This window comes from Sphingomonas melonis DAPP-PG 224, assembly GCF_000379045.1.
Taxonomy (GTDB): domain Bacteria; phylum Pseudomonadota; class Alphaproteobacteria; order Sphingomonadales; family Sphingomonadaceae; genus Sphingomonas; species Sphingomonas aquatilis.
In genome coordinates this window covers 932,211-957,867 of record NZ_KB900605.1, presented here as the reverse complement: position 1 = coordinate 957,867, position 25,657 = coordinate 932,211, and the positions used below count along the sequence as shown (strand labels likewise).

Sequence of the window (25,657 nt, the reverse complement as noted above, 5' to 3'; positions counted from 1 at the left end):
GAGCGGCCGTCCGTTTCTGCAGCGCTCGCACGCGAGCAAGAGATCGCGCCGGTTGCCGAATGAGCGTGTCAGGCTCGAAGCGCGACAGGTCTGCTGCTCGGGGCGCGATGCTCCCGGAAGGCCGCGGTGATGGCGCGCAACGTGTCCTTCGTCCGCGGATCGGAAAGCGAGGAATGGAGCACGATCGACAGCGATGGAAGCGGCGGGAGCCCGAGCGCGTCGCCGATATCGAGCGTGTCCGCGGGTGCCAGACGGCGTGGGAAGGCGGCGACCGCAAGACCAGCAGACAGTGCCGCAGCGATGGCTGTCGTCCCGCCGATGAAGACTTCCTCCCACGCGATCGAGGCGCGGTCGAGCGAGCGAACGGCCACGTCGCGGACCGCGCAGCAGGGCGAGGTCGCTGCGAGTTGGAGCGGTTCGCCGGGATGATGCTCGAAGGTCGGCGAGGCGAACCATCCGAAATGCTCCGGCCCGAGGATTTCACCGTCGCGTCGATCGTCGTCACTGCGGATGATGACGGCGTCGAGCGCGCCGCCCTCGAAACCGTCAAGCAGCACGCGCGAATTGTCGAGCAACACCTCAATCGTGAGCGCCGGGTCCTGCGATTTCAGGCGCGCCAGCAGGCTCGGCATTTCCGGCCCCATCACATGGCCCGCGATGCCGAGCCGGAAGCGGCGACGCGGCGCGGTCAGTCCGGCAACCGCCCGCTCGTGCGCGGCGAGGAACTCGCGCGCGGACTGGATGAAGATCTCGCCCTGCGCGGACAGCCTGACCTTGCGCGGCGTGCGCTCGATCAGACGCAGTCCGATCCGATCCTCCAGACGCTTCAGCTTGACGCTGACGGCACCCTGCGTCGTCCCCAGCGCCTCGGCCGCGCGGGTGAAACTCGCGTGATCCGCCACCGCGAGGAAAGTCCTGACAGCATCCACTTCAAGCGTCGCCACCGCGATCATCCAAATTCGTTGTCACTGATATGTTGTGCCATCCGGTTGCAGGATGCTCAAGCTCCCACCACCGTCGCGCTCATCACCATGAAAGGTTTGACGATGGGTATGCAGACATCGCGCGGGAACAGGGTGGCGTTGGCGGCAGTCTGTTTATCGGCCCTGATGCTGGGGCTGGAGATTTCAAGCATCCCGGCGATCCTGCCGACGCTGGAGCATGTCCTTCCAGCCGACTTCCGGCAGCTCCAATGGATCATGAACGCCTATACGATTGCGATGACCACCTGCCTGATGGCGATGGGCGCGTTGGGCGACCGCTATGGGCGCAGGCGGGTCTTCCTGATCGGCATCGTGATCTTCGGCGCCGCCTCGCTGGCGTGCGGGCTTGCGCCGAATGCGCCGCTGCTGATCGCCGCCCGCTTCCTCCAGGGTGGGAGCGGCGCGGCGATGCTGGCCTGCCAGATCGCCGTCCTTTCGCACCAATTCCGTGAAGGCCCGGAGCGCGGCATGGCGTTCGGTTGGTGGGGCATCGTCTTCGGGGTCGGCTTGGGCTTCGGTCCCCTGGTCGGAGGTCTGATCGCTACCGTCGCGAGCTGGGAATGGGTGTTCCTCGTCCACGTCGGGTTGGCGATGGTCACGCTCGTGCTGGCGCGCTCGGGTATCGTCGAATCGTCCGATCCCCAAGCCGTCCGTATCGACTTAGCCGGGATCGCGACCCTGTCGCTCGCCGTATTTTGCCTCGTCTTCCTCATCACGCAGGGACAGCGCGTGGACGCCGGCAATCCCGTCGGGCTCGCGCTGGCAGGCGTCGGCATCGCGAGCCTTCTCGCCTTCATCGCGGTCGAGACGAGGACTGCCCGACCGATGTTCGACTTCGGCGCCTTCCGTGCGCGCGCCTTCTCGGGCGCGCTGCTCGGATCGGCGGGGATGAACTTCAGTTTCTGGCCGTTCGTCATCTATCTGCCCATCTATTTCCAGGCCGTCCATGGGTTGAGCAATGTATCGGCCGGGTTGGCACTGCTCGCCTACACGTTGCCGACGCTGGTCGTGCCGCCTTTCGCCGAACGGCTGTTGCTGCGCCGCGGGCCGGGCGTGGTGATTCCGCTCGGTCTCTTCACGATCGGGCTGGGGTTCGTCGTCATGCGGGTTGCTGCCTTGAGCCAGGACGCGAGCTGGCTGGCGATGTTGCCCGGCTGCATTCTCGCCGGCATCGGCCTCGGCCTCACCAATACCCCCGTCACCAACACGGCGACCGGCGCCCTCCCGGTCGAGCGGGCGGGCATGGCCTCCGGCATGGACATGAGCACGCGCATGATCTCGCTCGCCATCAACATCGCGCTGATGGGCTTCATCCTTCTCGAAGGCATCCGGTCGGGGCTTCACCGCATCGTGCCCGAGGCAAGCGCCTCTGCACTGGGCGCTCTTGCCGAAGCCGTCGCGGCGGGAAACCTGGGAACGGCGGTTAGGGCGAGCGTGAGTTTTTCGGATGCACGCGCAGCATTGGTCGACGGCTTCGGCTGGGTTATGCTGTATGCGACGGCCTGCGTCTGGGGGTTGGCGCTCCTGAGCTATGTCGCGTTCGGACGACATCAAAGGGCGTCCACCGACATGGAGCGCGTATGAATTCGGAGCTGATGCTTCAGATACGCACGAGGAATATCGAAGCACGCCGAGCGGGCAGGCGCTCCTGGATTGCCCAGAACGGATCGGCGGGACCTGCTGACATTTGACGTCCTCCCTATTTTTTCAATTATGTTGAACGAGAGTTTTCCGGCCCTTTGAAGCCTGCGGGCAAGGATCTTGGCCCCCACGCCACAACAGTGGCGCGATCAACAGCGGCCTACTTCACGCCTTCCATGTCATCGAGACCAGCGAGGATAGCGCGGCACCGCTCCGACACGGCGTCGACGATCATTGGCAGGGTGGCGTCACCGCCTGCGGGCATGGCTTCGACATCCATCCGCGCCCGATCGACATTGGCGAGCACCCGGGTCGCCAGCGCGCGGACGCGGCGGATGGTCGGTGCAGCGCCGAGTCCGCAGGCGGCGGCGAGGCGCAGCCAGTGCCTTCGCTTCAGATAGTTGCCGCGGTTCTTGTCGGCGACCGTCTGCGCGAGATTGTGGGTCACGCCATCGAACACCTCCGCGCACATCACGTCGTATAGGGGAGCGGTGCGCACCCGCGATCCTGCGGGGATCAGGATCGAGTAGTTCTTGGCATGGGCATCGGTGTTGCACGCCAGTACGTTGAAGACGATGGCGTCGAACAGCCGCAGTGCATCAGGACCGAGCGCCTGGCGCCGGACGAGGTTCATCATGTCGGCGACGGTCGGGCCACGGACGCCCGTTCTGTTCCGCTCGTACTTGGCGAACGGTGGCTTACCCAGCGCTTGGCAAAAGTCCTCCTGATGCAGCCGACGCCATTGCGCTCCGTCTGGCACGCGGTCGTAGCGCGGGATCAGGAAGTAGCGCCTTCCGCCCGCCACTCCGGTCGTAACCGGCGGCACCGTCAATCCGCAGAGCCTAGCCAGCGTCAGGCACCAAGCCTCGTTCTGGACGCTGCCGTGGAGGCGTTCGCTGTCGGGCTTGAGGATATGGGTCGAGGGCGACCCGTCGAGCGGAATGCAGATCCGGCCGTCGGCGTCGCAGGCCACCGCCAGCTTGGTCTGGACGCCCGCCAGCGACATCGACACGCCGTCATCGCCCGCGAGGAACGGCTTGCGGGGAAGCTCCTCGATGATGCGTTCGAGATCGTCCTCTGTCTCGATCCGCTGCCAGCGCTCTGTGCGGGTCAGCCCCGGCGCACCAAAGGAAAGCGCGCCGGCGGTGTCGCGGCCGATCGCCTCCAGCAGGGCGAGGATGTCTGTCTGCGCGACACCGAGTTGACGGGCGATGACCACGAGCTGCTCCGCCTCGGGAAGCAGGTTGCTGGCCCAGGTCAGGAACCGAGCAGGCTCCACCTCGCGCTCGCCCAGCGGCATGGTGATCGAGATGGGGAAGGCCTGTCGGTCCTCCGTCCACGATGCTGCGTACACGAACCGCGGTCCGTCAACGACCTCATGGACTTCGCCGACCAGATGCTCCTCAAAATAGACCGGGAGGATCATGAGGCGCTTTGCTGTTCAAGCAGGGTGACCGGGTCCAGCCCGACCAGCCCGGCGACGACGAGGGCGCGGCCGATCTGGCAGGTCGGCTTGCCCTTCTCCAATTCGTGGATGAACCGGATACCCACGCCCGCGACGGTCGCCAGATCCTCGAGACTTAGCCCCATCTGCTGTCGGCGCGAGCGGACGAGGGCACCGAAGCGGCGCGAAAACCATGCGGCATCGTTTTCCGTGTCAGCCTGATCCATTGACCCACCTTTCCCGAGCGGGAAAGATCACCCTACAGAGTTGCAAAATCAAGCGGGCTTTTCCCGTTCGGGAAAGTTTGATGCCAAGTGGAGCACCTGAGGCCCGATCTTTCCCGTTCGGGAAAGATGCCGCGCTACCCGGCGGAAAGCCGCGCGACAGCAGTCCGGAGCTGATCCGCGTCGATGCCGCCGCTTGCGAACTGCGCGGCCAACGTAGCGATGAGCATGTTGTCGTCCACCTCGGCAGGCATGGACCGGCTCACCGTGTGCGCTGGGACCTGAGAGACAGTCCGCCGCCTCGGCGCAATCCGTCGTTCCCTTGCCATCTAGGACAGGGTACGTGACTCGCCGAAGCAATCGCCGGCTTGATACCGGCATCGCTTTTCTTGCCTCCCCTTCCGCCGCGAGGGGCCTACATCGGTGCGATGACACAGGAATTCGGCGCATGACCCGCCCATCGTTCGGCGTACAGGTCTTCATCGGCATGGCCCTTGGCCTCGTGCTGGGCTTCGTCGCCCGCAGCTATGACCTCACCGGCCTGGCCGACGCGTTGCGGATCGTCGGCGAAATGTTCGTCCAGCTGTTGAAGGCGCTGGTGGTACCGCTGGTGTTCACCGCGATCGTCGCGTCGATCGCGGCGCTGCGCGACCTCAACAATGCGGCGAAGCTGGTGGCGAGCACGTTCATCTGGTTCGGCATCACCGCCCTGATCGCGGTATCGATCGGGCTGACGCTGGGCATTGTGCTGCAACCAGGCGCGCATGCCGGGGTGAGCGCCGCCGCCGCGGTGCGCCCGGATACGGCGGGGTCGTGGCTCGATTTCCTGCGCGGGCTGGTGCCGGCGAACATCCTGGGGCTGGAGGCATCGACCGCGCTGAAGGACGGCGGCGCGAGCACCAAGCTGTCGTTCAACGTACTGCAGCTGATCGTCGTCGCGATCGCGATCGGCGTCGCTGCGGTGCGGACGGGCGAGGCGGGCGCGCCGTTCCTGGCGTTCAACGCGTCGGCGCTCGCGATCTTCCGGCGCATCCTGCGCTGGGTGGTGCGACTGACCCCGATCGGGACGGGCGCGCTGCTGGGCAGTGCGATCGTCCGCTACGGCTGGCAGTCGCTGTCGGCGCTCGGCACGTTCGCCATCGCGGTCTATGTCGGCCTCGCGCTGGTGCTGTTCGTCGTCTACCCGCTGCTGCTGCTGGCGAACGGGATGAGCCCGCGGCGGTTCTTCGCCGCGGCCTGGCCGGCGATCCAGCTGGGCTTCGTCTCGCGCTCATCGATCGCGACGCTACCCGTTACCGAGCAGGTGGTGGAGCAAGGGCTGGGCGTGCCGCGCGGCTATGCCGCCTTTGCTGTGCCGTTCGCGGCGACGACCAAGATGGATGGATGCGCCGCCATCTATCCCGCGATCGCCGCGCTGTTCGTGGCGCAATATTACGGCATCCCGTTGCACGGGACCGATTATCTGCTGATCGTCGCGGTATCGGTGCTGGGATCGGCGGCGACCGCGGGGCTGACGGGCGCGCTGGTTATGCTGACGCTGACGCTGTCGACGCTGGGCCTGCCGCTGGAGGGCGCGGGATTGCTGCTGGCGATCGACCCGATCCTCGACATGGGGCGGACCGCGGTGAACGTCGCGGGCCAGGCGCTGGTGCCGGCGATCGTCGCCAAGCGGCAGCGGCTGAGCGAAGACCTGCCGGCGGGGGAGGCGCTCGCCGCCTAGGGGCGCGCCATTCGGGGCAGCGCGTTCTTTCCTCCCCGCCAGGGGGAGGCGGTGGCGGAGGGGGCGGGCAGCAGACGCTTTGTGACAGGGCGTTACCCTGACCTCCCCCTCCGTCATGCCTGCGGCATGCCACCTCCCCCTGGCGGGGGAGGAATGAAGCTCGACCCAAAATGCCGATCGGTCAGTCGACCTTGAACAGGCGGAGCGGCGACCCCTTGGGCAGCGGCAGCGGCGTCAGCCACGTCGGCGTCTGGCCGTGGGCGAGCTGGTCGTAGAAGCCGCCGGGATTGCGCGCGCGGTAATTGGTCGATTCCGAATGGTTGGGGCAGACGAGCAGCATCGTCGCGCCGTGGCGGCGGATGATGGCATGCGCCTGATCCGCAGTCCCGCCGAACGCATGCTGCACGTCGAGGATCGCGTCGCCGTTGCGGTGATAGGGCCCGGCGATGGCATTGTGGTGCGTCACGGTGATGAGCCGTGGCCCCAGATCGACGAAGGTGAAGATCGTCTGCGCCGGATAGTGATCGAGCGCCTTCAGCACCGTGTAGCGGACGCAATTGCCCGTCGCGCCGTTGACCCGCTTGGTATAGGCGTTCGGGCGCGCAACCGGCAGATATTTGATGATCAGCCCGGCGAACATCCCGCTGACCAGCAGGAACGCCGCCACCGTGCCGCCGACGCGCACGGGCAGCGAACGGTGGTTGAGCAGCCAGGGCAGGATGACCCAGCCGAGCAAGGTGGCGCCCGGCACGGCGAGCAACTGCGCCGCGGGGCCCGCCCGCACCTGCCACAGCAGCATCAGCGTGGCGAAGACGACGAACAAGGCGACGGCGGTCCATCCGATCAAGGCTGGCGTCCGGCGCGCGCGCCACGTGCCCCACAGCACGCCCACCATGCCGACGATCGGCAGCGCCGCGATCGGGAAGGCGAGGCGGAAGGGGTGTTTGTAGATCGGTTTGGCTTCGCGGACGTTGTTGAGCCAGTTCTTCTCCAGCTCCGGCGACACGCCTTCGGGCCGGCCGAGACATTGCGGGAAGAAATGGACGAAGCCCGCGACGATCACGCCGCCCGCGACCACCGCCATCGCGATGCGCAGCCCGCGCGATTCGGGGTTGGCCCATGCCATCAGCAGCAGCAGCGCGCCCGCCGCGACGCAGACGCTGAGCCACACCGGCGTCAGCGCGTCGCAGCGCATCGCGTAATTGGCGTTGGAGGCAAAGGCAGCAAAGCCGACCGCCGCACCGCCGCCCAGGCTGACCGCATAGGCCGCCAGCCGCCGCGCCTCGGTGCGGTCCCACACCCAGCGCAGCGCCAGGATCGCGCCGGCCATCGCGCAATAGGGCAGCATTTCCAGCCCGATCGACAGACTGACCGCGCTGGCGAGGCCGACCATCAGGCCCCCGCGGCGGTCGCGCTGGTCGCACAGGCCGGCGACGGTCAGGCTGAGCATCGCGAGCTGCCAGCCGTGATGATCGATGCGTTCGGGCAGGAACATCAGCATCGTCGCGGCGGTGCCGAGCAGGAAGACGATCGCCAGCGGCCACGCCAAAGGATGGATCAGCCGCCGCACGGTGGCGCCGACGCCCAGCATCGTGATCGACAGCGGGATCAGCGGCGCGATGCCGCAGGCCAGCCGCTCCGCCCAGTAATTGCTGGTGAACAGGCGGAAGAACAGGATCAGCCCGGCGATCGGCAAATCGACGATGCGGCTCCAATGGATGTTGAAGCCGACGGGCGGATTGAGGCGATAGTTCGTGAGATCGTACCAGCCTTGGCCCCCCAGCCACGCGCGGACCTGCATCAGCCGCATGTTGTCGTCGGTGTCGCCCAGCGACAGCCAGCGCACCATGTTCCAGTCGTTCCAGACGTACCAGGCCGCGACCGCGACCCAGGCGAGCAGCGTCAGCGCGATCCAGCGCCTGTCGAGCGTATCGGCCAGCCGACCGCGGGGGGGATTATACAAACTGGCGACCCTCGAATTGACCGTTTCGTTCCCGGCGCATTGCCTTTAGGGGCTGGCCGATGACGAGGGAAGCGCCTGCCCTGCTCCACATCCTGCAAGCCGACGACATGCGCGGCCAGATCCTGCGCTTCGGGATCACCGGCGGTCTGTCGACGCTGATCTATTCGGCGGTCTATCTGCCGCTGACGCTGTGGATCTTCGCGCGCGAGCATGCCGTCTACGCCGTGCCGCCCGCCTTTGCGGTGGCGGTGATATTCGGCTACGTCATGCACAGCCGCTGGAGCTTCAAGGGACAGGGCGCCGAACGGCGCGGCCCACGCCAGCAGCTGCAGTTCGTCGCGGTACAGGGCACCGGCATGGCCCTCAACGCGCTGGTGACGTGGATCGGCACGGCCGTGCTGGGGCTTCCCGGCTGGGCGCCGCTGCTGCCTGCGGTGGCATTGGCCACCATCGTCACCTTCATCCTCAATCGCTGGCTGGTGTTCGCTTAAATCATGGACCGCATCGTCTACGACCGCATGGCGGCGCATGATTCCACCCATTGGTGGTATCGCGCGCGTCGCGACATCCTGAGCGATTATCTGGAGCGCTACGGCAACGTACCCAAGGGCGCGCGCATCCTGGAGATCGGCTGCGGCACCGGGCACAACCTGCCGATGCTCGGCCAGTTCGGCGACGTCGACGCGATCGAGATCGATCCCGCCGCGCGATCGATCGCGAGCGAGCGACTCGGTAGGCCGGTGGGCGACGCCCCCCTGCCCGACCTGCCCGGCGTGGCGAAGGGATCGTACGATCTGGTCGCGGTGCTCGACGTCGTCGAGCATATCGAGGACGATGTCGCTGCGCTGAAGGGCATGGCGAGCCTGTTGAAACCGGGCGGCAAGATCCTGATCGCGGTGCCGGCGCACCAGTGGATGTGGAGCGCGCACGACGTGGTGAACCACCACCACCGCCGCTATTCCAAGGCCAGCCTGGTCAAGGCGATCGAGGCGGCGGGCCTGAAGAGCCGGAAGCTCACCTATTTCAATTCGCTGCTGTTTCCGCTGGCGGCGGCGGCGCGGATCGCGGGCCGTTTGACCGGCCGCGACGACAGCGACGATTCGCCGCCCGCCAAGCCGCTGAACGCGCTGTTCGAGGCGATCTTCCGGCTGGAGCGCCATGCGGTCGGCCGCGTGCCGCTGACGCCGGGCGTGTCGATCGTGACGCTGGCGGAGCCGCGGTAGACCGGCGCCTCACGGTCTTCGTCACCCCGGACGTGTTCCGGGGTCCACCGGGCCGCAGGGGCAAGGCAAGAGGCTCAAGCGCTTCCCCTCGCCGCAGAGTGGACCCCGGAACCAGTCCGGGGTGACGGACGTGGTTGGGCGAGCGTCGCGCATAGGCACGATGCTCCAGGCCTCACTCCGCCGCCTTGCGCTCCTCGGCGACTTCGAACTCCGGCGAGGGCTCGGCGGCGTTGAAGCCGAGCGTCGAATGGCCCTTCACCGGGCCGGCGATGTCGGCGACGAGGTACAGCGGGCGCCGCTTCGATTCGATATAGAGCCGGCCGAGATATTCGCCGATCATCCCCAGCACGAACATCTGCACTGCGCTGAGCACCGTCACGACGAGCATCGTCGACGTCCAGCCCTGCACCGGCGAGCCTTCGAAGAAGCCCCACAGGATGTAGACGAGCAACAGCAGCGATGCCGCCGCCAGGATCACCGAGGCGTGGCTGGCGAAGCGCAGCGGCGCGGTGGAGAAGCCCGTCACCGCGTCGAAGGCGAGGCGCACCATCTTGCCGAGCGGATAGTTGGTCTCGCCGGCGTGGCGCTCGGCGCGGTCATAGGGGAACGGCACCTGGCGGAAGCCGACCCAGGCAACCATGCCGCGGATGAAGCGCGCCTGTTCGGGCAGCGACAGCAGCGCATCAAGCGCGCGGCGGCTCATCAGGCGGAAGTCGCCGGTGTCCAAGGGGATCGGCGTGTCGGTGACGCGATCGAGCACGCGGTAGAAGGCGGCGGCGGTGGCTTTCTTGAAGATCGTCTCGCCGTCGCGCTTGCGGCGCACCGCATAGACGACGTCCGCCTTCTGCGCCGCCATCGTCGCGCGCATCTCGGCGAGCAATTCGGGCGGGTCCTGCAGATCGGCGTCGATGATGAGGATCTGTTCGCCCGAACACAGGTCGAGCCCCGCGGTCAGCGCGAGCTGATGGCCGTGGTTGCGCGACAGGTTGATCGCGACGACGCGTGGGTCGGCCGCGGACAGGCGTTGCATCACCGGCCAGCTGTCGTCGCGGCTGCCGTCGTTGATCAGGACGATCTCATGATCGTCGCCCACTGCCGCCCTGGCCGCAGCGGAGACGCGCGCGTGCAGCAGCTCGAGGCACGCGGCCTCATTGTAGCAGGGAATGACGACGGACAGCGCGGGACGGTACATAACGCTCCGTCTGTAACGGGTCCGGCCCCCGTCATCCATACGTATCGTATGGATGAAAGCCGTCACTTACCGTCACCCCGGGCTTGACCCGGGGTCCCGCTTCTTCGTCAGCGCCGGGAAGAAGCGGGACCCCGGCTCTTCGGCCGGGGTGACGGGGGGAGGTCAGTTCAGGCGTAGTCGCGCAGTTCGTCGCCGGTGATGTGGACGACGTGGAGCACGTTGGTCGAGCCGGGCGTGCGGAAGGGCACGCCGGCCATCACGATCACGCGATCGCCCGCATGCGCGATACCGGTGCGCAGCGCCATGCGCTTCGCCTTGCCGACCATGTCTTCGAACGATTCGACGTCGCGGGTGTGGACGGCATGCGTGCCCCACAGCAGGCCGAGGCGGCGCGCGGTGTCGCGGTTGGGGGTCAGCACCAGCAACGGCACCGACGGCCGCTCGCGTGCGATGCGGCGCGCGGTCGAGCCCGAGGTGGTGAAGCAGATGATCGCGGTCGCCGACACGGTCTTGGCGATCTGCTTGGCCGCTTCCGCCAGCGCGTCCGCGGTCGTCGGATCGGGACGCATTACGGTGAAGTGGACGCGGTCGCCGTGCATCGGATCGCTTTCGACCGAGACGCCGATCGAGTTCATCATCGCGACCGATTCGACCGGCCACTGGCCCGCGGCGCTTTCCGCCGACAGCATGATCGCGTCCGCCCCGTCGTAGATCGCGGTGGCGACGTCGGACACTTCGGCGCGGGTCGGCGACGGGCTCTGGATCATCGATTCGAGCATCTGCGTCGCGACGACGACCGGGCGGCCGAGGCGGCGCGCGGTTTCAACGATGCGCTTCTGCAAGGGCGGCACCGACTGCGGCGGCAGTTCAACGCCGAGGTCGCCGCGCGCGACCATGACGCCGTCGCACGCCTCGACGATCTCTTCCAAGCGATCGATCGCCTGCGGCTTTTCGATCTTCGCGAGCAGCGCGGCCTTGCCGCCGATCAGCTTGCGCGCCTCCCACAGATCCTCGGGCCGCTGCACGAAGGAAAGCGCGATCCAGTCGACGCCCTGGTCGACCGCGAAGGCGAGGTCGCTGCGATCCTTTTCGGTCAGCGCCGCCATCGGCAGCACGACGTCGGGGACGTTCAGCCCCTTGTTGTTCGACAGCGGGCCGCCGACCTCGACGACCGTCGTGATCCGGTCAGAATCATGGTCGGTGACGCGCAGCACCAGCTTGCCGTCGTCGAGCAACAGGCGCGCGCCCGGCTCGATCGCTTCGAAGATTTCCTTGTGCGGCAGTTCGACGCGGGTCGCATCGCCCGGCGTGGGATCGCGATCAAGCACGAAGGTGCTGTTATGCTCCAGCACGGTCCGGCCGCCGTCGAACTTGCCAACGCGCAGCTTGGGACCCTGCAGATCGGCGAGGATCGTCGTCGGACGGCCGAACTCTTTTTCGAGCGCGCGGATCGCCTCGATCACCGCGACCTTGGACTGCTGGTCGCCGTGGCTCATATTGACGCGGAAGGCGTCGGCGCCCGCCTGGAACAGCGTGGCGATCATCTCGGGGGAATTGCTCGCCGGACCGAGAGTCGCGAGGACGCGGACCTTCCTCGATCGGGGCGCGATGGCAGTGGTCATGAAACAGGCTCCTGGGGAATGGCCGCGCTTCCCTCTAATCCCTATCTACCCGCGATCAACCTATCGGAGACGCCCGTGACCGACAAACTCGATTCGCTGCCCGATGCGGTCGCCGCGCAGGCGTTCCGCCGCCTCGTCCGCCACCTGCGCCATCGCACCGACGCGCAGAACATCGACCTGATGGGGCTGGCCGGATTCTGCCGCAACTGCCTGTCGGACTGGATCGAGGAAGCCGGCGGGCTGGACAAGGCGACCGCGCGTGAGACGATCTACGGCATGCCGCAGGACGAGTGGAAGGCGCGCTACCAGACCGAAGCGACCCCCGAACAGCTCGCGCGGATGGACGAGAGCATGACGCGCAATCCCCCCGCCGACGCCACCAAGGATGCGGCCCTGGACGAAGCGCTGGACGAGAGCTTTCCCGCCTCCGATCCGCCCGCGATGACCGAGCCCGGCCGGGGTTGAGGGCCGGGGTTGAGCGCAAACCGGTTAACGCCTAGACGCACCCCCCTGCCGGCCCGGCGCCGGCATCCTTTTCACGCGAATCAGAAGGGCCACGGGCGACCCGTGGCGGGTGGGACATATGGAAGACCGGCAAGAAGGCATGGGCGGCGGCCAGGTCGCGGCGGACGAACTGCGCCTGCTGATCGAACGCGCCGAGCGACTCGAAGAAGAGAAGAAGGGTATTGCCGACGACATCAAGGACGTGATGGCCGAAGCCAAGGGCCGCGGCTACGATCCCAAGGCGATCCGTAAGATCCTTTCGATCCGCAAGAAGAAGAAGGAAGAGTATCAGGAAGAGGAAGCGATCCTCGAGGTGTATATGCAGGCGCTGGGCATGATCTGATCTGCGAATTGCAGGTCACGATTTCTTAAGACGTCGATACGCATCGTAAGCGATGCCGACTCCATCCGCATTCCTCGTCCCCGCCGCACTGGCGCTGGCGGCGATCAACCTGATGACGGTGCTTGCCTTCGCCCACGATAAGGCGCGCGCCGCATCGGGCGGCTGGCGGGTACGCGAATCGACCCTGCTCGCCCTGGCGCTGTTCGGCGGATCGCCGGGCGCGCTCTGGGCGCGGCGGCGGTTCCGCCACAAGACGCGCAAGCAGCCGTTCGCAACGCAGCTCGACCTGATCGCGATGGTCCATGCGGGCCTTGCGATCGGTCTGGCGACGCTGCTGGTCTGACACCACGCTTGACCCACGCCGTCGCACCGTATTAGCCATATACATCACACGGGCGAGGGGCGGGGTATATGGCGATCGGATGGGCAATGGCGATGCTGGCAGCGGCGACGCCCGTGACCCCTTCCCCCGATGCGGCAGCGATCGAACGGCTGGTGGAGCGCTTCAACACCGCCCGCACGGACTTCGATGCAGCGGCGCTCGCCGATACGCTCGCCCCCGAGTATCAGGAAATCTCTCCGGTCGGCGACGTCGACGATCGGGCGAAGGTGCTCGGCTTCTACCGGCCCGAGGATCGCCGGCCGGCGCCGTCGATGCAGGGCAGCGAACGGCAGATCGTTGTACGCGGCGCGACGGGCATCGAGACGGAGCGGCGGACGATCACCATGACGCGTCCCGACGGCACGACGGTCACCCGTTCGATCCGCGTCCGCTATGTCGCGATGCGCGCGCCGAACGGATGGACGCTCGTATCGGCGCAGTACACGCCGATTCCGCCGGCAAAATAGCGGCGCCTAGGCCGCCTCGCTCGCCGCGGTCGTCCAGCCGAGGCGCGGGATGGTGATCGAGCGCTTGCCGGAGAGATCGACGCGGGCGACGATCAGCTCGCGGCTTTCGATATAGCCGATCAGACGGCGCACCCGGCCCAGCGAGCTGGTGCCGTAGGTTTCCGCCAATGCCACGTCCGACGGACACGGCTCGCCGGCCCGCGCCGCGCGCGCGATCAGTAGGAAGGCGCCGATCATGTCGTCGGGTAGCGTGTTGGCGAGCTCCATCGCCTCGGCCCAGTCGGGGTCGGTGACGTCGAAGATACCGGCGCGCGCCGCGGACAGTCGCCGGGTGAAGCCGGGCAGGTCGAGCGGCGGCTTGGCGAGGCCGGCCATGCGGCAGCGGACCTGGAAATCCTGGAACAGCACCGACGGCGGGCGCAGCGCGGAATCGCGATCGGCGACGATCGCTTCGAGGACGCTGGCATAGATCGCCTCGACCTCCACGTCCGACTTGTCCGGCAGCGGCGCAAGCGTCGCGGGGGCGGCGGGGCGTTCGATCGTGTCCAACAATTCGTCGGTCGGCACGCGACGCGGGCGCGGGTCGAAGCTCATCGGCAGCTGCGGCGCCTCTTCGGGCGGCGGCGCGAAGATCAGTTCCTGCAAATTCTCGACTGGCGCGCTGGGTAGAGGCGTCAGCTTCGGGCTGCCCGAGCGCGCGGAGGTGGCGACCGCGCCGATCTTCACCGTGATCGGCCGGCGCGACACGGCGGGGCCAAGCGCCAGGAACGTGCCGCGCGCCAGATCGCGGATGCCGTCCGCCTGGCGCCGTTCCATGCCGAGCAGATCGGCGGCGCGCGCCATGTCGATGTCGAGGAAGGTGCGGCCCATCAGGAAGTTGGACGCTTCCGCCGCGACGTTCTTGGCGAGCTTGGCCAGGCGCTGCGTCGCGATCACGCCGGCGAGGCCGCGCTTGCGGCCGCGGCACATCAGGTTGGTCATCGCGCTGAGCGACGCGCGCCGCACCTCTTCGGCGACTTCGCCGCCCGTCGTCGGCGCGAACAATTGCGCCTCGTCGACGACGACCAGCGCCGGATACCAATGTTCGCGTGGTGCATCGAACAGCGCCGACAGGAAGGCGGCGGCGCAGCGCATCTGCCCTTCCGCCTCGAGCCCTTCGAGACTCAGCACGACGCTGGCGCGATGTTCGCGCAGGCGGGTGGCGATCCGCGCGATCTCGGGCACCGAATAATCCGCCGCCTCGATCACGACATGGCCATAGGGGCCGGCGAGCGTGACGAAATCGCCCTCGGGATCGATCACCACCTGCTGCACCTGCCCCGCCGATCCTTCGAGCAGCCGGCGCAGCAGATGTGACTTGCCTGACCCGGAATTGCCCTGAACGAGCAATCGGGTGGCGAGGAGTTCTTCGAGGTCCATGGTCACGGGCGCGCCGCGCTCGTCGGCTCCCATGTCTACGCTGACGGTCATTGTGGCTGCCGTTTGGCCGATCCGGGGGGCATCGGGCAAGCGGTTTGCGCCCGGTTGCCCCGTGGCGATCGGGCCGGTACGGGCCGGTTCCGTTCCGCTATCCCTGCGCGAGGATGCCCCGCATGGCCCAGATCCCGTTCGCCGACCTCGCCCTGCGGCTGCTGCGCAAGCCCGCGCATGCGCTCGATGCCGAGGAACGGCGCGTTCTCGACAGTATCGAAAGCGGCACTTTGGTCAGCCGCGATGCCGCCGATGAGGCCGATGCGCGCGCCAGTGTCGGCGACCGGCTGGCCGACAAGGTCGCGGCGATCGGCGGGTCCTGGGGCTTCATCATCAGCTTCACCGTGGTGCTGCTCGGCTGGATGCTGCTCAATTCGGACGTGCTCGCGCATTTCGGCGCGGCGTTCGACCCCTATCCCTATATCTTCCTCAACCTGATGCTCTCGACGCTCGCCGCGATCCAGGCGCCGGTCATCATGATGAGCCAGAACCGCCAGGCGGCGAAGGACCGACTGGCGGCCAGCCTGGACTATGAGACCAATTTGCGGGCCGAGCTCGACATCCTGCGCCTGCACGAAAAGCTGGACGGCGTGATCCTCGATCGGCTGGCGGCGTTGGAAGCGAAGATCGACACGCTCGTGAAGCAGAGTTAGAGGACGCGCTCATTTTGCGGGTCGCACCCCTCGCCGGGGTCCCCGCAAAGTACCACTTTGCGGGGTTTTCATGGCAGGCCATTCCAAGTTCAAGAACATCATGCACCGCAAGGGCGCGCAGGATAAGAAGCGCTCGGGCATGTTTTCCAAGCTCAGCCGCGAAATCACCGTGGCGGCGAAGATGGGTCTGCCCGACCCCGACATGAACCCGCGCCTGCGCGCCGCGGTGAACGCCGCCAAGGCGCAGTCGATGCCCAAGGACAATATCCAGCGCGCGATCGACAAGGCATCGAAGGGCGATACCGAGAATTACGAGGAAATCCGCTACGAGGGCTTCGGCCCCGGCGGCGTCAGCCTGATCATCGAGGCGCTGAGCGACAACCGCAATCGCACCGCCACCAACGTGCGCACCGCGGTGTCGAAGAACGGCGGTAACCTCGGCGCGAGCGGGTCGGTGAGCCATGCCTTCGATCGCGTCGGCCTGATCAACTATCCCGCGAGCGCGGGCGACGCCGAAAAGGTGTTCGAGGCGGCGCTGGAGGCGGGTGCCGAGGACGTGACCTCGACCGAGGAAGGCCACGAGATCTGGACCGCACAGGCCGATCTGCACGAGGTCGCCAAGGCGCTGGAGCCGGTGCTCGGCGAAGCGGAAGGCGCGAAGCTCGCCTGGCGCCCACAGACGATGGTCGCGGTGACCGAAGCCGATGCTGCGACGCTGTTCAAGCTGATCGATGCGCTCGACGACGACGACGACGTGCAGACCGTGTGGGGCAATTACGAAGTGTCCGACGAGGTGATGGAGAAGCTGGGTTGAGTCTCATTCCTCCCTCGCGAAGCGGGGGAGGGGGACCATGCGCAGCATGGTGGAGGGGGCGGCGGCGCAGCCGCCGTTCCACGGCGGCCCCCCTCCACCACTCGCCGTTGGCGAGCGGTCCCCCTCCCCCGCTGAAGCGAGGGAGGAATGATTCATGATCATCCTCGGCCTCGACCCCGGACTCGGCACGACGGGCTGGGGGGTCATCCATGCCGACGGCAACCGGCTGCGACATATCGCCAACGGCCAGATCAAGACCGATCCGTCGATGCCCCTGCCCCGCCGCCTGTCGAACCTGCATGCCGCGCTGGTCGACGTGATCCTCGCCGAGCGGCCCGACGGCGCGGCGGTGGAAGAGGTGCTGGGCAACACCAATGCGCAGTCGACGCTGAAGCTGGGGCAGGCGCGCGGCGTGGTGCTGCTCGCGGCCGCCAGCGCGGGGCTGCATATCGGCGAATATCACCCCTCGACCGTCAAGAAGGCGGTGGTCGGGACGGGCGGCGCGGAAAAGCGGCAGATCCAGGCGATGATGGCGGTGCTGCTGCCGGGCGCCAAGCTTGCCGGCCCCGACGCCGCCGACGCGCTGGCGGTGGCGATCACGCATGCGCACCATCTTGCCTCTGCCCAGGGCATGGCGCGCCGCGCTAGGGTGACGGCATGATCGCACATCTCAAGGGCCGGCTCGATTCGACGGGCATCGACCATGCCGTGATCGACGTCGGCGGCGTCGGCTATCTCGTCGGCGCCTCGGCCCGTACGCTCGCCGCGATCGGCCCGGTGGGCGAAGCGGCGATGCTGCACACCGAGATGCTGGTCGCCGAGGATTCGATCCGTCTGGTCGGCTTCGCGCGCGCCGAAGAGCGCGACTGGTTCCGCCTGCTCACCGGCGTGCAGGGCGTGGGATCGCGTGTCGCGCTCGCCATACTGTCGGCGCTGGATACGCAGGAGATCGCGCGCGCGGTATCGGCGCAGGACAAGGCGATGGTCGCACGCGCGAACGGCGTCGGCCCGAAGCTCGCCGAACGAATCGTGCGCGAGTTGAAGGACAAGGTGGGGACGGTGGCTTTGGGCCCCGCCGCCGCGGCGCAGGTGGTGCCGGTCGGCGCCAGTGCGGATGCGGTGTCGGCGCTGCTCAACCTCGGCTTCCGCCCTGCCGAGGCCGCGAACGCGGTCGGTGCGGCGGAGGAGGATCTGGGGCCGGGCGCGACGCTCGACGCGCTGGTACGGCTGGCGCTGCGTAAGGCGGCGAAGTAGCCGTTGCCCTTTCGTTCCGCGCCAGATATCGGTTGGGCATGGCGCGCATAACGATCACCGTAGATGGCGCCCTGATGGCCTGGATCGAGCAGCGGGTCGAGGCGGGCGGATATGCCGATGTGTCCGCCTATCTCTGCCACCTGATCCGGCAAGACCTGCAGGCCAACGGCTTTGCGCTGCCCGCCCCGGACCAAGACGACGTGTCGGAGCAGACGGGCGCAACGCTTTCAAGCACGGTGTGACATGGCAAATGTCCAGCCGTCGATTGCGCGCCGGCTCTTCGCTCTGGCACTTGTACCTGGCCTGATCGGCAGCCTCACTGGGGGTTCATACGCGATTACAGCCGGTCCATTCGATCTCTCGGCATTTGTGTTCATGACGATGATCGTGGCGATGCCTTTGATTTTCCTCGCCCTATGTGTCGGTGCGCCGATGATCATCCTTACGCGCCGTTACGCGATCCGACCGATTCCCACCGCGCTCGCGGGTGCCCTTATCGTCGCGCTGCCGGCCGCGCTGATGATGATCCGTTCCGAACCCGTTGAGGGTCTTCGTGATGGCTTCTATGAAATGCTCAGCACGCATCATCCGCGCGGCACACACGCTTGGTTGGCCGAGATTGCGTCCGAGGTGGCGAACTTGGCCGCCATCGGGTTCGCAGGTGGCGTAATATATTGGGTCTTGTGTGGTGGCCCGTGGCATAGGGCGCACCGTGACCGATAGCGACCGCCTCCTCACCGCCAGCCGCCGTCCCGAGGATGTGGACGCGGCGCTGCGCCCCAAGAGCCTGGACGATTTCGTCGGGCAGCAGGCGGCGCGCGAGAATCTGCGCGTATTCATCGAGGCGGCGCGGGGGCGCGGCGATGCGCTGGACCATGTGCTGTTCTTCGGGCCGCCGGGGCTCGGCAAGACGACGCTGGCGCAGATCATCGCGCGCGAGATGGGCGTGGGGTTCCGCGCCACGTCCGGCCCCGTCATCGCCAAGTCGGGCGACCTCGCCGCATTGCTGACGAATCTCGAGGACGGCGACGTGCTGTTCATCGACGAGATCCACCGCCTGCAACCCGCAGTCGAGGAGGTGCTGTATCCGGCGATGGAGGACCGCGCGCTCGATCTGATGATCGGCGAAGGGCCGTCGGCGCGTTCGGTCCGGATCGACCTGCCGCGCTTTACGCTGGTCGGTGCGACGACGCGGCAGGGGCTGCTGACGACGCCGCTGCGCGATCGCTTCGGCATTCCCGTCCGCCTGCAATTCTATACGGTGGACGAGCTGACCCGCGTGGTGACGCGCGCCGCCGGGCTACTTGAGTTGGCGATCGCGCCCGACGGCGCCGCCGAAATTGCGCGGCGCGCGCGCGGGACGCCGCGCATCGCCGGGCGGCTGCTGCGCCGGGTGCGCGACTTCGCCAATGTCGCGGGCACGCCGACCGTCGATCGGATCGCCGCCGATCGCGCGCTCAACCGGCTGGAAGTCGATGCGCTGGGCCTCGACGCGATGGACCGGCGCTACCTTCATATGATCGCCGACATTTATCGCGGCGGGCCGGTGGGCGTGGAGACGCTGGCCGCGGGCCTTAGCGAACCGCGCGACACGATCGAGGAGGTGATCGAGCCGTATCTGATCCAGCTCGGCCTCGTCGCCCGCACCGCGCGCGGGCGCGTGCTGAACGCGGGCGGGTGGAAGCATCTGGGGCTGAACCCGCCGGTGGGCAGTCAGGATGGGCTGTTCGACTGATCCCTGCGACGCGGGAGCCGCGTCTTATGCCGCTTGCTCGGTCCGACAAGTCGTCCTGGTGCCCGCGACCAAAATAGTCGCCCTTTCGCCAGCGGCCATCGGGGTCACGATCGTCTGCCCTTTCCAGATGAAGCGGAAATTGACCGGGCCGACCAGATGACAGACCGCACCCTTGCCCATGGGTTCGCACGCCTTCTCCAGCCTGCGATAGTCTTCTACCGTTGCGGGTTCGACAGGCGTAACGCCGACCCCGGTGGCCGCCGACCCGCCGAAGACGAATCGCTGGCCGAAGTTCATGGCGTTGACCGTCCACTCGGTCCGTCCGTCGGGGGCAGCGGGCTTGTCGATGCCGGCATTTGCGGCAAGCCTCGCACAGAAATCAGGTGCCGCCTTGACGTCGTCAGGCGCCGCGCCGAGGGCGAGACCGGCAAGCAATGAGACTATCATAACGTTCATTGCGATGCTCCCCCGACGACGCTCTTGGTCTGGCAGCGACCGCTTTCGTCCGCAAGGCCGATCAGGACCTTTCGGGTTCGGGGACCGGCCCCGGCATCGCCCGGGCAGCCTCATGCCCGCGAATAGATGTACCAGCGATGCAAATTGCCGCGTGGCACCCGCCCGCGGCATCTGTTAGCCCTAGTGTCATGCCCAGCTCGGCCGTCGCCTCCGCCCGCGAAATCCTCACCCGCCTTCACGACGTCATGGCCGGGCGCAACCCGGCGCAGGCGAAGCTGAACGCCGTCGTCGGCATCATCGCCGAGGCGATGGATAGCGAGGTCTGTTCGATCTATCTGCTGCGCGAAGGCGTGCTGGAGCTGTTCGCGACGCGCGGGCTCGATCAGGCTGCGGTCCACGTTACCAAGCTGGCGCTGGGCGAGGGCTTGGTCGGCACGATCGCCGACGATGTCGAGGTCCTGAACCTCGACGAAGCCGCGAGCCATCCGGACTTCGCCTACAAGCCCGAAACCGGCGAGGAACGCTATCACAGCTTTGCCGGCGTGCCGATCATCCGGCGCGAGCGCGCGGTGGGCGTGCTGGCGGTGCAGCACAGCGAGCAGCGCAAATATCAGGACGTCGAGATCGAGGCGTTGCAGACGGTGGCGATGGTGCTGTCCGAGCTGATCGCCAATGCCGGGCTGATCGATACGGCGGCGGGCGCGAGCGGGCGCGAGAAGTCGACCGCCGCGATCCGCCTGCCGGGGCAGAAACTCGTCGAGGGCATGGGGTCTGGCTATGCCGTCTTCCACCAGCCGCGCATCGTCGTCGAACATACCGTTGCCGAGGATACCGACGCCGAGCGCCACCGCGTCTATGCCGCGTTCGACAAGATGCGCGAACAGATCGACCGGATGACGCGCGAGGCGGAGTTCGGCGTCGGCGGCGAGCATGAGGAGGTCCTGCAGACCTACAAGATGTTCGCCTATGACGAAGGCTGGGCACGGCGGATCAACGAGGCGATCGACAGCGGCCTGACCGCGGAAGCGGCGATCGAGCGCGTCCAGCAGCGCACCCGCCAGCGCATGCGCCAGATCGACGATCCGCTGCTCGCCGATCGCATGCATGACCTGGAGGACCTGTCGAACCGGCTGCTGCGCATCGTGTCGGGCCAGATGGGCACTGCCGCGCAGCTGGGGCTGCGGCAGGATACGATCCTGATCGCGCGCAACCTGGGGCCCGCCGAGCTGCTGGAATATGACAAGCGCCGGCTGAAGGGCGTGGTGTTGGAGGAAGGATCGCTGACCGCGCACGTGACGATCGTCGCGCGGGCGATGGGCGTGCCGGTGCTGGGCCGGGTGCGCGACGTGCGCCGCCAGATCGCCGAGGGCGACCTGCTGCTGCTCGATTCGGTGGCGGGCAACGTGTTCGTGCGGCCGTCGGGCGGGATGGAAGAGGCGTTCGAGGCGAAGCTGGCGCTGCGCCAGAAGCGCAAGGCCGCCTTTGCCGCACTGCGCGACGTGCCGCCGGTGACGAAGGACGGGCATCGCATCACGCTGATGGTCAATGCCGGCCTGCGCGATGACGTCGCGGCGCTCGACACGACGGGGGCGGACGGCATCGGGTTGTTCCGCACCGAATTCCAGTTCCTCGTGTCGGCGACGCTGCCCCAGCGCGAGCGTCAGCAGCGCCTCTACAAGGAGGTGATGGACGCCGCCGGGGATCGCCCAGTGATCTTCCGCACCGTCGACATCGGTGGCGACAAGGCGCTGCCCTATCTCAACAAGGCCGATGCCGACGAAGAGAATCCGGCGATGGGCTGGCGCGCGTTGCGGCTGGCGCTCGACCGCGACGGCCTGATGAAGGTGCAGGCGCGCGCGCTGATCGAGGCGGCGTCGGGCCGGACGCTCAACGTCATGTTCCCGATGGTCAGCGAGGCCTGGGAGTTCGCCGAGGCTAAGGCGCTGTTCGAGGCGCAGCGCCAGTGGCTGGGTGCGCGCGGCCGGCGGCTGCCGACCGGCATCCGCTATGGCGCGATGCTGGAAGTGCCCGCGCTCGCCGAGCAGCTCGACCTGCTGCTGCCCGATCTCGACTTCCTGTCGGTCGGCACCAACGACCTGACGCAATTCCTGTTTGCCGCCGATCGCGCCAACCCGCGGCTCGCCGAACGCTATGACTGGCTGAGCCCATCGATCCTGCGCTTCCTGTCGCGCGTCGTCGGGCCATGCCGCGAAGCGGGCGTCGACCTGGGGGTGTGCGGCGAGATGGGCGGGCGGCCGGTGGAGGCGATGGCGCTGATCGGCCTGGGCATCAACCGCCTGTCGATTACCCCCGCCGCGATCGGCCCGATCAAGGCGATGGTACGCAGCCTGGACCATGACGCGGTCCGCGCATTCGTGACCAAGCTGATCGCCCGGCCGCCGCGCGACATGCGTGCCGCGCTAAGTGATTGGGCAGCCTCGCAAGGCGTCGACATGGCCTGAAACCTCGCCGAATAGGGTTCCGGGCGCGTTGACTTGCAGCAGTCCATCGGGGAATGTCCCGCCCGTCAGCGATCCGCAAACGCCCCTCCCCCGGAGATACGAATGGACGAGGTCGAATCCGGCCAGCCTGCCCCCACCCCCGTCGAACCGGCCCGGCCGGGCGATCGGTTGCGTGCCGCGCGGGACAGCCGGGGCCTGAGCCTGGCGGAGATCGCCGCACGCACCCGCGTGCCGCAGCGCCATCTGGAGGCGCTGGAAGCGGGCGATTATGGTGCCCTGCCCTCGCCTACCTATGCGATGGGCTTCGCCAAGGCCTATGCCCGCGCGGTGGGCATGGACGAGGTGGAGCTGGCCGCCGACCTGCGTCGCGAACTCGACCGGATGGGGCCGCGCCAGCCCGAATATGTGCCCTATGAAACCGCCGATCCGGCACGCGTGCCCTCGCGCGGCGTCGCCGTGCTGGGCGTCGGCATCGCGCTCGCCGTCCTGATCCTGGTCGGCCTGTGGTATGGCACCAACCTGTTCCAGCAGCATGGCGCCACGCCGCCTGCCGCGCAGGATGCGGTGGTGGCGCAGGCGGTGACGCCCCGGCCGACCGCCGCCGCGACGCCGGCCGCGCCGACTGGCGGGCAGGTGGTGCTGACCGCGAAGGACGAAGTGTGGCTGCGCGTCTACGACGCCGACAACAAAACGCTGTACCTCGGCACGATGAAGCCGGGCGAAACCTTTGCGGTGCCGGCGACCGCCAACGATCCCAAGATCAACGTCGGCCGTCCCGACAAGCTGGACGTGACGCTGAACGGCACCGCCATCCCGCCGCTGGGCGACGGGTCGCGCGCGATCAAGGACGTGCGCGTCAGCGGCGCGGCGATCGCCGCCCGCCTGTCCGGCGCACCGGCACCGGCACCGACCGCGACGCCCAGCGCCGCCGCGACGAGCGCGACGCGTTCGAGCGAAGAGCGCTCGCCTCGGCGCAGCGAGCGTCGCGCCGATCGTCCCGCAACCAGCGAGACGCAGCGGGCGAACCTGCAATCCGCCGAGACGGCGCCGACGCCACCGCCGGCAACGACGGGCAATTCGTCCGCGCCTTAAGGCTGGCGACAGGCATGGCAATGCAGCTATGACTCGTTTCGTGTTAACCAAGGCTGCGCCGGGGGGCGCCACATCCATGCGTACGATCATCTGGGCGCTCGCTGCCGCCACTATCCTGACGCCGGTCGCCGTATCGGCACAAAGCAACGTCGAAGGCCGCGTCGGCAAGCTGGAAAGCGAAATGCGCGCGGTGCAGCGCAAGGTCTTCCCGGGTGGCGCCGGCCAGTATCTCCAGCCGGAGATCACGCGCCCCGATACGCCGCAGCAGATCGGTGGTGTGCCCGCGACCAGCGCCGTCGCCGACCTCACCAGCCGCGTGACCGCGCTGGAAAGCCAGATGGCGTCGATGACCGACCAGATCGAGCAGAACGGCTATAAGGTCCGCCAGCTGCAGGACGCCTTCGACGCGTACAAGCGCAGCACCGATGCCAAGCTGAAGGCGATGGCGAGCACGCCCGCACTCGCCGAAACCCCCGCCTCGGCGCCGTTGACCGGCGACACGGCGGCGAGCGACGCGCCGGCCAAGCCTGGGCGTACGCCGACGAAGACGCCGACCTCCACCGCGGTCGCCGCCGCGGGCGATACCGCGCCCTCCGCCAACGCCGCCAAGGTCGAGAAGCCCTCGACCGGCGACGCGCCCGAGGACGACTATCTCTATGGCTATCGCCTGTGGGCGGCGAAGCAATATCCGCAGGCTGAGGCGCAGCTGAAGAAGGTGGTCGCCACCTATCCCAAGCATCGCCGCGCCAGCTATGCGCAGAACTTGCTTGGCCGGTCGTACCTGGACGAGGGCAAGCCGAGCCTTGCCTCGATGGCATTCTACGACAATTACAAGAAGATGCCGGACGGCGAACGCGCGCCGGAAAGCCTGTATTATCTCGCGCAGGCGCTGATGAAGCTCAACAAGCCGGCCGATGCGTGCAAGGTCTATGGCGAGCTGACCGACGTGTACGGCAGCAAGATCTCCAGCCAGATGAAGGCGAATGTCGAAAAGGGCCGCACCGCCGCCAAATGCCAGTGATGCCGCAGGGCCGGAGGGCCAGCGGTTTCGGGACGACCTGATCCGCGCGCTGGGGCACGCCCCGCGCGGCGGTATCCTGCTGGCCGTCTCGGGCGGGCCGGACAGCATGGCGATGCTGACGCTGGCGCAGGCCGGCGGAGTCGAGGGGGTGCATGTCGCGACCGTCGACCATCGCCTGCGCGCGGAGGCGGCGGCGGAGGCGGCGATGGTCGCCGATCACTGTCGCGCGATCGGCGTGCCGCATACGATACTGACGCCCGCCGAACCGATCGGCGGCGCGAGCATCCAGGCGGCGGCGCGGCGCGCGCGCTATGCGCTGCTGACCGACCATGCGCGCGCGCTGGGGGTCGATGCGATCGCGACGGCCCATCACGTCGATGACCAGGCCGAAACCTTCCTGATGCGCGCGGCGCGCGGATCGGGCATCGCGGGGCTGGCGGGCGTGCGGGCGCGGGCGATGGTCGAGGGTGTGACGATCGTGCGGCCGCTGCTCGAATGGCGGCGCGCGGAGCTGCGCGCGATTGTCCGGCGTGCCGACGTGCCGTTCGTCGATGATCCCAGCAACCACGATCCGGCACACGATCGCACGCGCTTTCGCCGGCTGATCGAGGGCAATGAATGGCTCGGCCCGCCCCAGCTCGCCCGATCGGCGACCGCGCTGGCGGAAGCGGACGGCGATCTGCGCGCGATCGTCGACTGGCTGTGGGGTACGCGCGTGCGCATCCTCGACGCGAGCATCCGGCTCGACGCCGCCGATCTGCCGCGCGAGGTGCTGCGCCGGCTGGCGCGCCGCGCGATCGGAGAGGTGATCGCGACGCATGCCGTGGCGACCACGCAATGGAGCGAATCGGCGAATATCGAGGCGTTGCTCGATGCGCTCCTGTCCGGTCGTCGCGCGACGCAGGCGGGGGTCATCGCCAGCCCGCATGGCCCCGAATGGCGTTTCCGCCCCGCCCCACCGCGGCGTTCGTCGTCGCCGGCCGGCTGATCGG

The 25,657-nt window shown here is 67.8% G+C and carries 27 protein-coding genes; 19 read left to right on the top strand and 8 right to left on the bottom strand.

Translation table 11 applies throughout. The features are described from left to right. Window positions 1-68 precede the first annotated feature (68 nt). Entirely contained in the window at window positions 69-953 is an 885-nt protein-coding gene (locus tag SPHME3_RS0104800; RefSeq protein ID WP_017980413.1) for a LysR family transcriptional regulator, read from the bottom strand. On the opposite strand from SPHME3_RS0104800, the gene SPHME3_RS0104795 reads away from it, so the two are divergent. Next, entirely contained in the window at window positions 891-2,567 is a 1,677-nt protein-coding gene (locus SPHME3_RS0104795; RefSeq protein ID WP_231376741.1) for an MFS transporter, read from the top strand. The genes SPHME3_RS0104800 and SPHME3_RS0104795 overlap by 63 nt on opposite strands. 217 nt (window positions 2,568-2,784) lie before the next feature. Here the strand turns inward: SPHME3_RS0104795 and SPHME3_RS0104790 are convergent, their stop codons facing one another. After that, a complete protein-coding gene (locus SPHME3_RS0104790; protein ID WP_017980415.1) occupies window positions 2,785-4,050 on the bottom strand; it encodes a type II toxin-antitoxin system HipA family toxin in 1,266 nt (421 codons plus the stop codon). Continuing rightward, the gene (locus tag SPHME3_RS0104785; RefSeq protein WP_017980416.1) at window positions 4,047-4,295 is read right to left on the bottom strand and encodes a helix-turn-helix domain-containing protein; all 249 of its coding nucleotides are present in this window, start codon (window positions 4,293-4,295) and stop codon (window positions 4,047-4,049) included. The genes SPHME3_RS0104790 and SPHME3_RS0104785 overlap by 4 nt, the downstream gene beginning before the upstream one ends. A 445-nt stretch (window positions 4,296-4,740) precedes the next feature. Here SPHME3_RS0104785 and SPHME3_RS0104775 point away from each other — a divergent pair, with 445 nt between their 5' ends. Next, on the top strand, window positions 4,741-6,012 hold the full coding sequence (locus SPHME3_RS0104775; protein ID WP_017980418.1) for a dicarboxylate/amino acid:cation symporter: 1,272 nt from the start codon (window positions 4,741-4,743) through the stop codon (window positions 6,010-6,012). A gap of 181 nt (window positions 6,013-6,193) precedes the next feature. On the opposite strand, the gene SPHME3_RS0104770 is transcribed toward SPHME3_RS0104775, so the two are convergent. Beyond that, window positions 6,194-7,975, bottom strand: coding sequence for a hypothetical protein (locus tag SPHME3_RS0104770; protein WP_017980419.1), 1,782 nt, complete (start codon window positions 7,973-7,975; stop codon window positions 6,194-6,196). Between the two features lie 59 nt (window positions 7,976-8,034). Between SPHME3_RS0104770 and SPHME3_RS0104765 the strand changes: the two genes are divergently transcribed. After that, window positions 8,035-8,466 (top strand): GtrA family protein, encoded by a 432-nt coding sequence (locus tag SPHME3_RS0104765; RefSeq protein ID WP_017980420.1) that lies wholly within the window; start codon window positions 8,035-8,037, stop codon window positions 8,464-8,466. Window positions 8,467-8,469: 3 nt separating this feature from the next. Further along, window positions 8,470-9,198 (top strand): class I SAM-dependent methyltransferase, encoded by a 729-nt coding sequence (locus SPHME3_RS0104760; RefSeq protein WP_017980421.1) that lies wholly within the window; start codon window positions 8,470-8,472, stop codon window positions 9,196-9,198. A 172-nt stretch (window positions 9,199-9,370) separates the two neighbouring features. On the opposite strand, the gene SPHME3_RS0104755 is transcribed toward SPHME3_RS0104760, so the two are convergent. Both SPHME3_RS0104755 and pyk read right to left on the bottom strand, forming a co-directional pair. Next, a complete protein-coding gene (locus SPHME3_RS0104755) occupies window positions 9,371-10,390 on the bottom strand; it encodes a glycosyltransferase family 2 protein (protein WP_017980422.1) in 1,020 nt (339 codons plus the stop codon). A 167-nt stretch (window positions 10,391-10,557) separates the two neighbouring features. Next, entirely contained in the window at window positions 10,558-12,012 is a 1,455-nt protein-coding gene (gene pyk, locus SPHME3_RS0104750; protein ID WP_017980423.1) for a pyruvate kinase, read from the bottom strand. A gap of 75 nt (window positions 12,013-12,087) precedes the next feature. On the opposite strand from pyk, the gene SPHME3_RS0104745 reads away from it, so the two are divergent. The 4 genes from SPHME3_RS0104745 to SPHME3_RS0104730 all read left to right on the top strand — a co-directional run bounded on the left by SPHME3_RS0104745 (window position 12,088) and on the right by SPHME3_RS0104730 (window position 13,708). Continuing rightward, a complete protein-coding gene (locus SPHME3_RS0104745) occupies window positions 12,088-12,477 on the top strand; it encodes a DUF1244 domain-containing protein (RefSeq protein ID WP_026151867.1) in 390 nt (129 codons plus the stop codon). A 118-nt stretch (window positions 12,478-12,595) separates the two neighbouring features. Continuing rightward, complete coding sequence (locus SPHME3_RS0104740; RefSeq protein ID WP_018250588.1) at window positions 12,596-12,859, top strand: DUF2312 domain-containing protein; 264 nt, start codon at window positions 12,596-12,598, stop codon at window positions 12,857-12,859. A 52-nt stretch (window positions 12,860-12,911) separates the two neighbouring features. Next, on the top strand, window positions 12,912-13,202 hold the full coding sequence (locus SPHME3_RS0104735; protein ID WP_017980426.1) for a DUF1294 domain-containing protein: 291 nt from the start codon (window positions 12,912-12,914) through the stop codon (window positions 13,200-13,202). 68 nt (window positions 13,203-13,270) lie between these two features. Then, entirely contained in the window at window positions 13,271-13,708 is a 438-nt protein-coding gene (locus tag SPHME3_RS0104730; protein ID WP_018250587.1) for a nuclear transport factor 2 family protein, read from the top strand. 6 nt (window positions 13,709-13,714) lie between these two features. Here the strand turns inward: SPHME3_RS0104730 and SPHME3_RS0104725 are convergent, their stop codons facing one another. Further along, the gene (locus SPHME3_RS0104725; protein ID WP_017980428.1) at window positions 13,715-15,178 is read right to left on the bottom strand and encodes an ATP-binding protein; all 1,464 of its coding nucleotides are present in this window, start codon (window positions 15,176-15,178) and stop codon (window positions 13,715-13,717) included. Between the two features lie 122 nt (window positions 15,179-15,300). Here SPHME3_RS0104725 and SPHME3_RS0104720 point away from each other — a divergent pair, with 122 nt between their 5' ends. The 7 genes from SPHME3_RS0104720 to ruvB all read left to right on the top strand — a co-directional run bounded on the left by SPHME3_RS0104720 (window position 15,301) and on the right by ruvB (window position 19,634). Then, a complete protein-coding gene (locus SPHME3_RS0104720; protein WP_017980429.1) occupies window positions 15,301-15,831 on the top strand; it encodes a DUF1003 domain-containing protein in 531 nt (176 codons plus the stop codon). 70 nt (window positions 15,832-15,901) lie between these two features. Then, on the top strand, window positions 15,902-16,645 hold the full coding sequence (locus SPHME3_RS0104715) for a YebC/PmpR family DNA-binding transcriptional regulator (protein WP_017980430.1): 744 nt from the start codon (window positions 15,902-15,904) through the stop codon (window positions 16,643-16,645). Window positions 16,646-16,799: 154 nt separating this feature from the next. Then, window positions 16,800-17,306 carry a crossover junction endodeoxyribonuclease RuvC gene (gene ruvC, locus SPHME3_RS0104710; protein ID WP_017980431.1) on the top strand — a complete coding sequence of 169 codons (507 nt, stop codon included), beginning with the start codon at window positions 16,800-16,802 and terminating at the stop codon, window positions 17,304-17,306. Then, window positions 17,303-17,899 carry a Holliday junction branch migration protein RuvA gene (gene ruvA, locus SPHME3_RS0104705; RefSeq protein WP_017980432.1) on the top strand — a complete coding sequence of 199 codons (597 nt, stop codon included), beginning with the start codon at window positions 17,303-17,305 and terminating at the stop codon, window positions 17,897-17,899. The genes ruvC and ruvA overlap by 4 nt, the downstream gene beginning before the upstream one ends. 74 nt (window positions 17,900-17,973) lie before the next feature. Then, on the top strand, window positions 17,974-18,141 hold the full coding sequence (locus tag SPHME3_RS19965) for a hypothetical protein (RefSeq protein WP_020486629.1): 168 nt from the start codon (window positions 17,974-17,976) through the stop codon (window positions 18,139-18,141). Window position 18,142: 1 nt separating this feature from the next. Continuing rightward, window positions 18,143-18,622, top strand: a complete 480-nt coding sequence (locus tag SPHME3_RS19960; protein WP_017980434.1) for a hypothetical protein — start codon at window positions 18,143-18,145, stop codon at window positions 18,620-18,622. Then, window positions 18,612-19,634 (top strand): Holliday junction branch migration DNA helicase RuvB, encoded by a 1,023-nt coding sequence (ruvB, locus tag SPHME3_RS0104690; RefSeq protein WP_017980435.1) that lies wholly within the window; start codon window positions 18,612-18,614, stop codon window positions 19,632-19,634. Before SPHME3_RS19960 ends, ruvB begins: the two co-directional genes overlap by 11 nt. Before the next feature lie 24 nt (window positions 19,635-19,658). On the opposite strand, the gene SPHME3_RS0104685 is transcribed toward ruvB, so the two are convergent. After that, window positions 19,659-20,069 (bottom strand): hypothetical protein, encoded by a 411-nt coding sequence (locus SPHME3_RS0104685; protein ID WP_196795648.1) that lies wholly within the window; start codon window positions 20,067-20,069, stop codon window positions 19,659-19,661. A 209-nt stretch (window positions 20,070-20,278) separates the two neighbouring features. On the opposite strand from SPHME3_RS0104685, the gene ptsP reads away from it, so the two are divergent. From ptsP to tilS, 4 genes are all read left to right on the top strand, one after another. Then, the gene (gene ptsP, locus SPHME3_RS0104680; RefSeq protein WP_017980437.1) at window positions 20,279-22,552 is read left to right on the top strand and encodes a phosphoenolpyruvate--protein phosphotransferase; all 2,274 of its coding nucleotides are present in this window, start codon (window positions 20,279-20,281) and stop codon (window positions 22,550-22,552) included. Between the two features lie 102 nt (window positions 22,553-22,654). Continuing rightward, window positions 22,655-23,644, top strand: a complete 990-nt coding sequence (locus tag SPHME3_RS0104675; RefSeq protein WP_017980438.1) for a helix-turn-helix domain-containing protein — start codon at window positions 22,655-22,657, stop codon at window positions 23,642-23,644. A gap of 76 nt (window positions 23,645-23,720) precedes the next feature. Further along, entirely contained in the window at window positions 23,721-24,665 is a 945-nt protein-coding gene (locus SPHME3_RS0104670; protein ID WP_017980439.1) for a tetratricopeptide repeat protein, read from the top strand. After that, window positions 24,628-25,653 (top strand): tRNA lysidine(34) synthetase TilS, encoded by a 1,026-nt coding sequence (tilS, locus tag SPHME3_RS0104665; RefSeq protein WP_017980440.1) that lies wholly within the window; start codon window positions 24,628-24,630, stop codon window positions 25,651-25,653. The genes SPHME3_RS0104670 and tilS overlap by 38 nt, the downstream gene beginning before the upstream one ends. The last annotated feature ends 4 nt before the right edge of the window (window positions 25,654-25,657 follow it).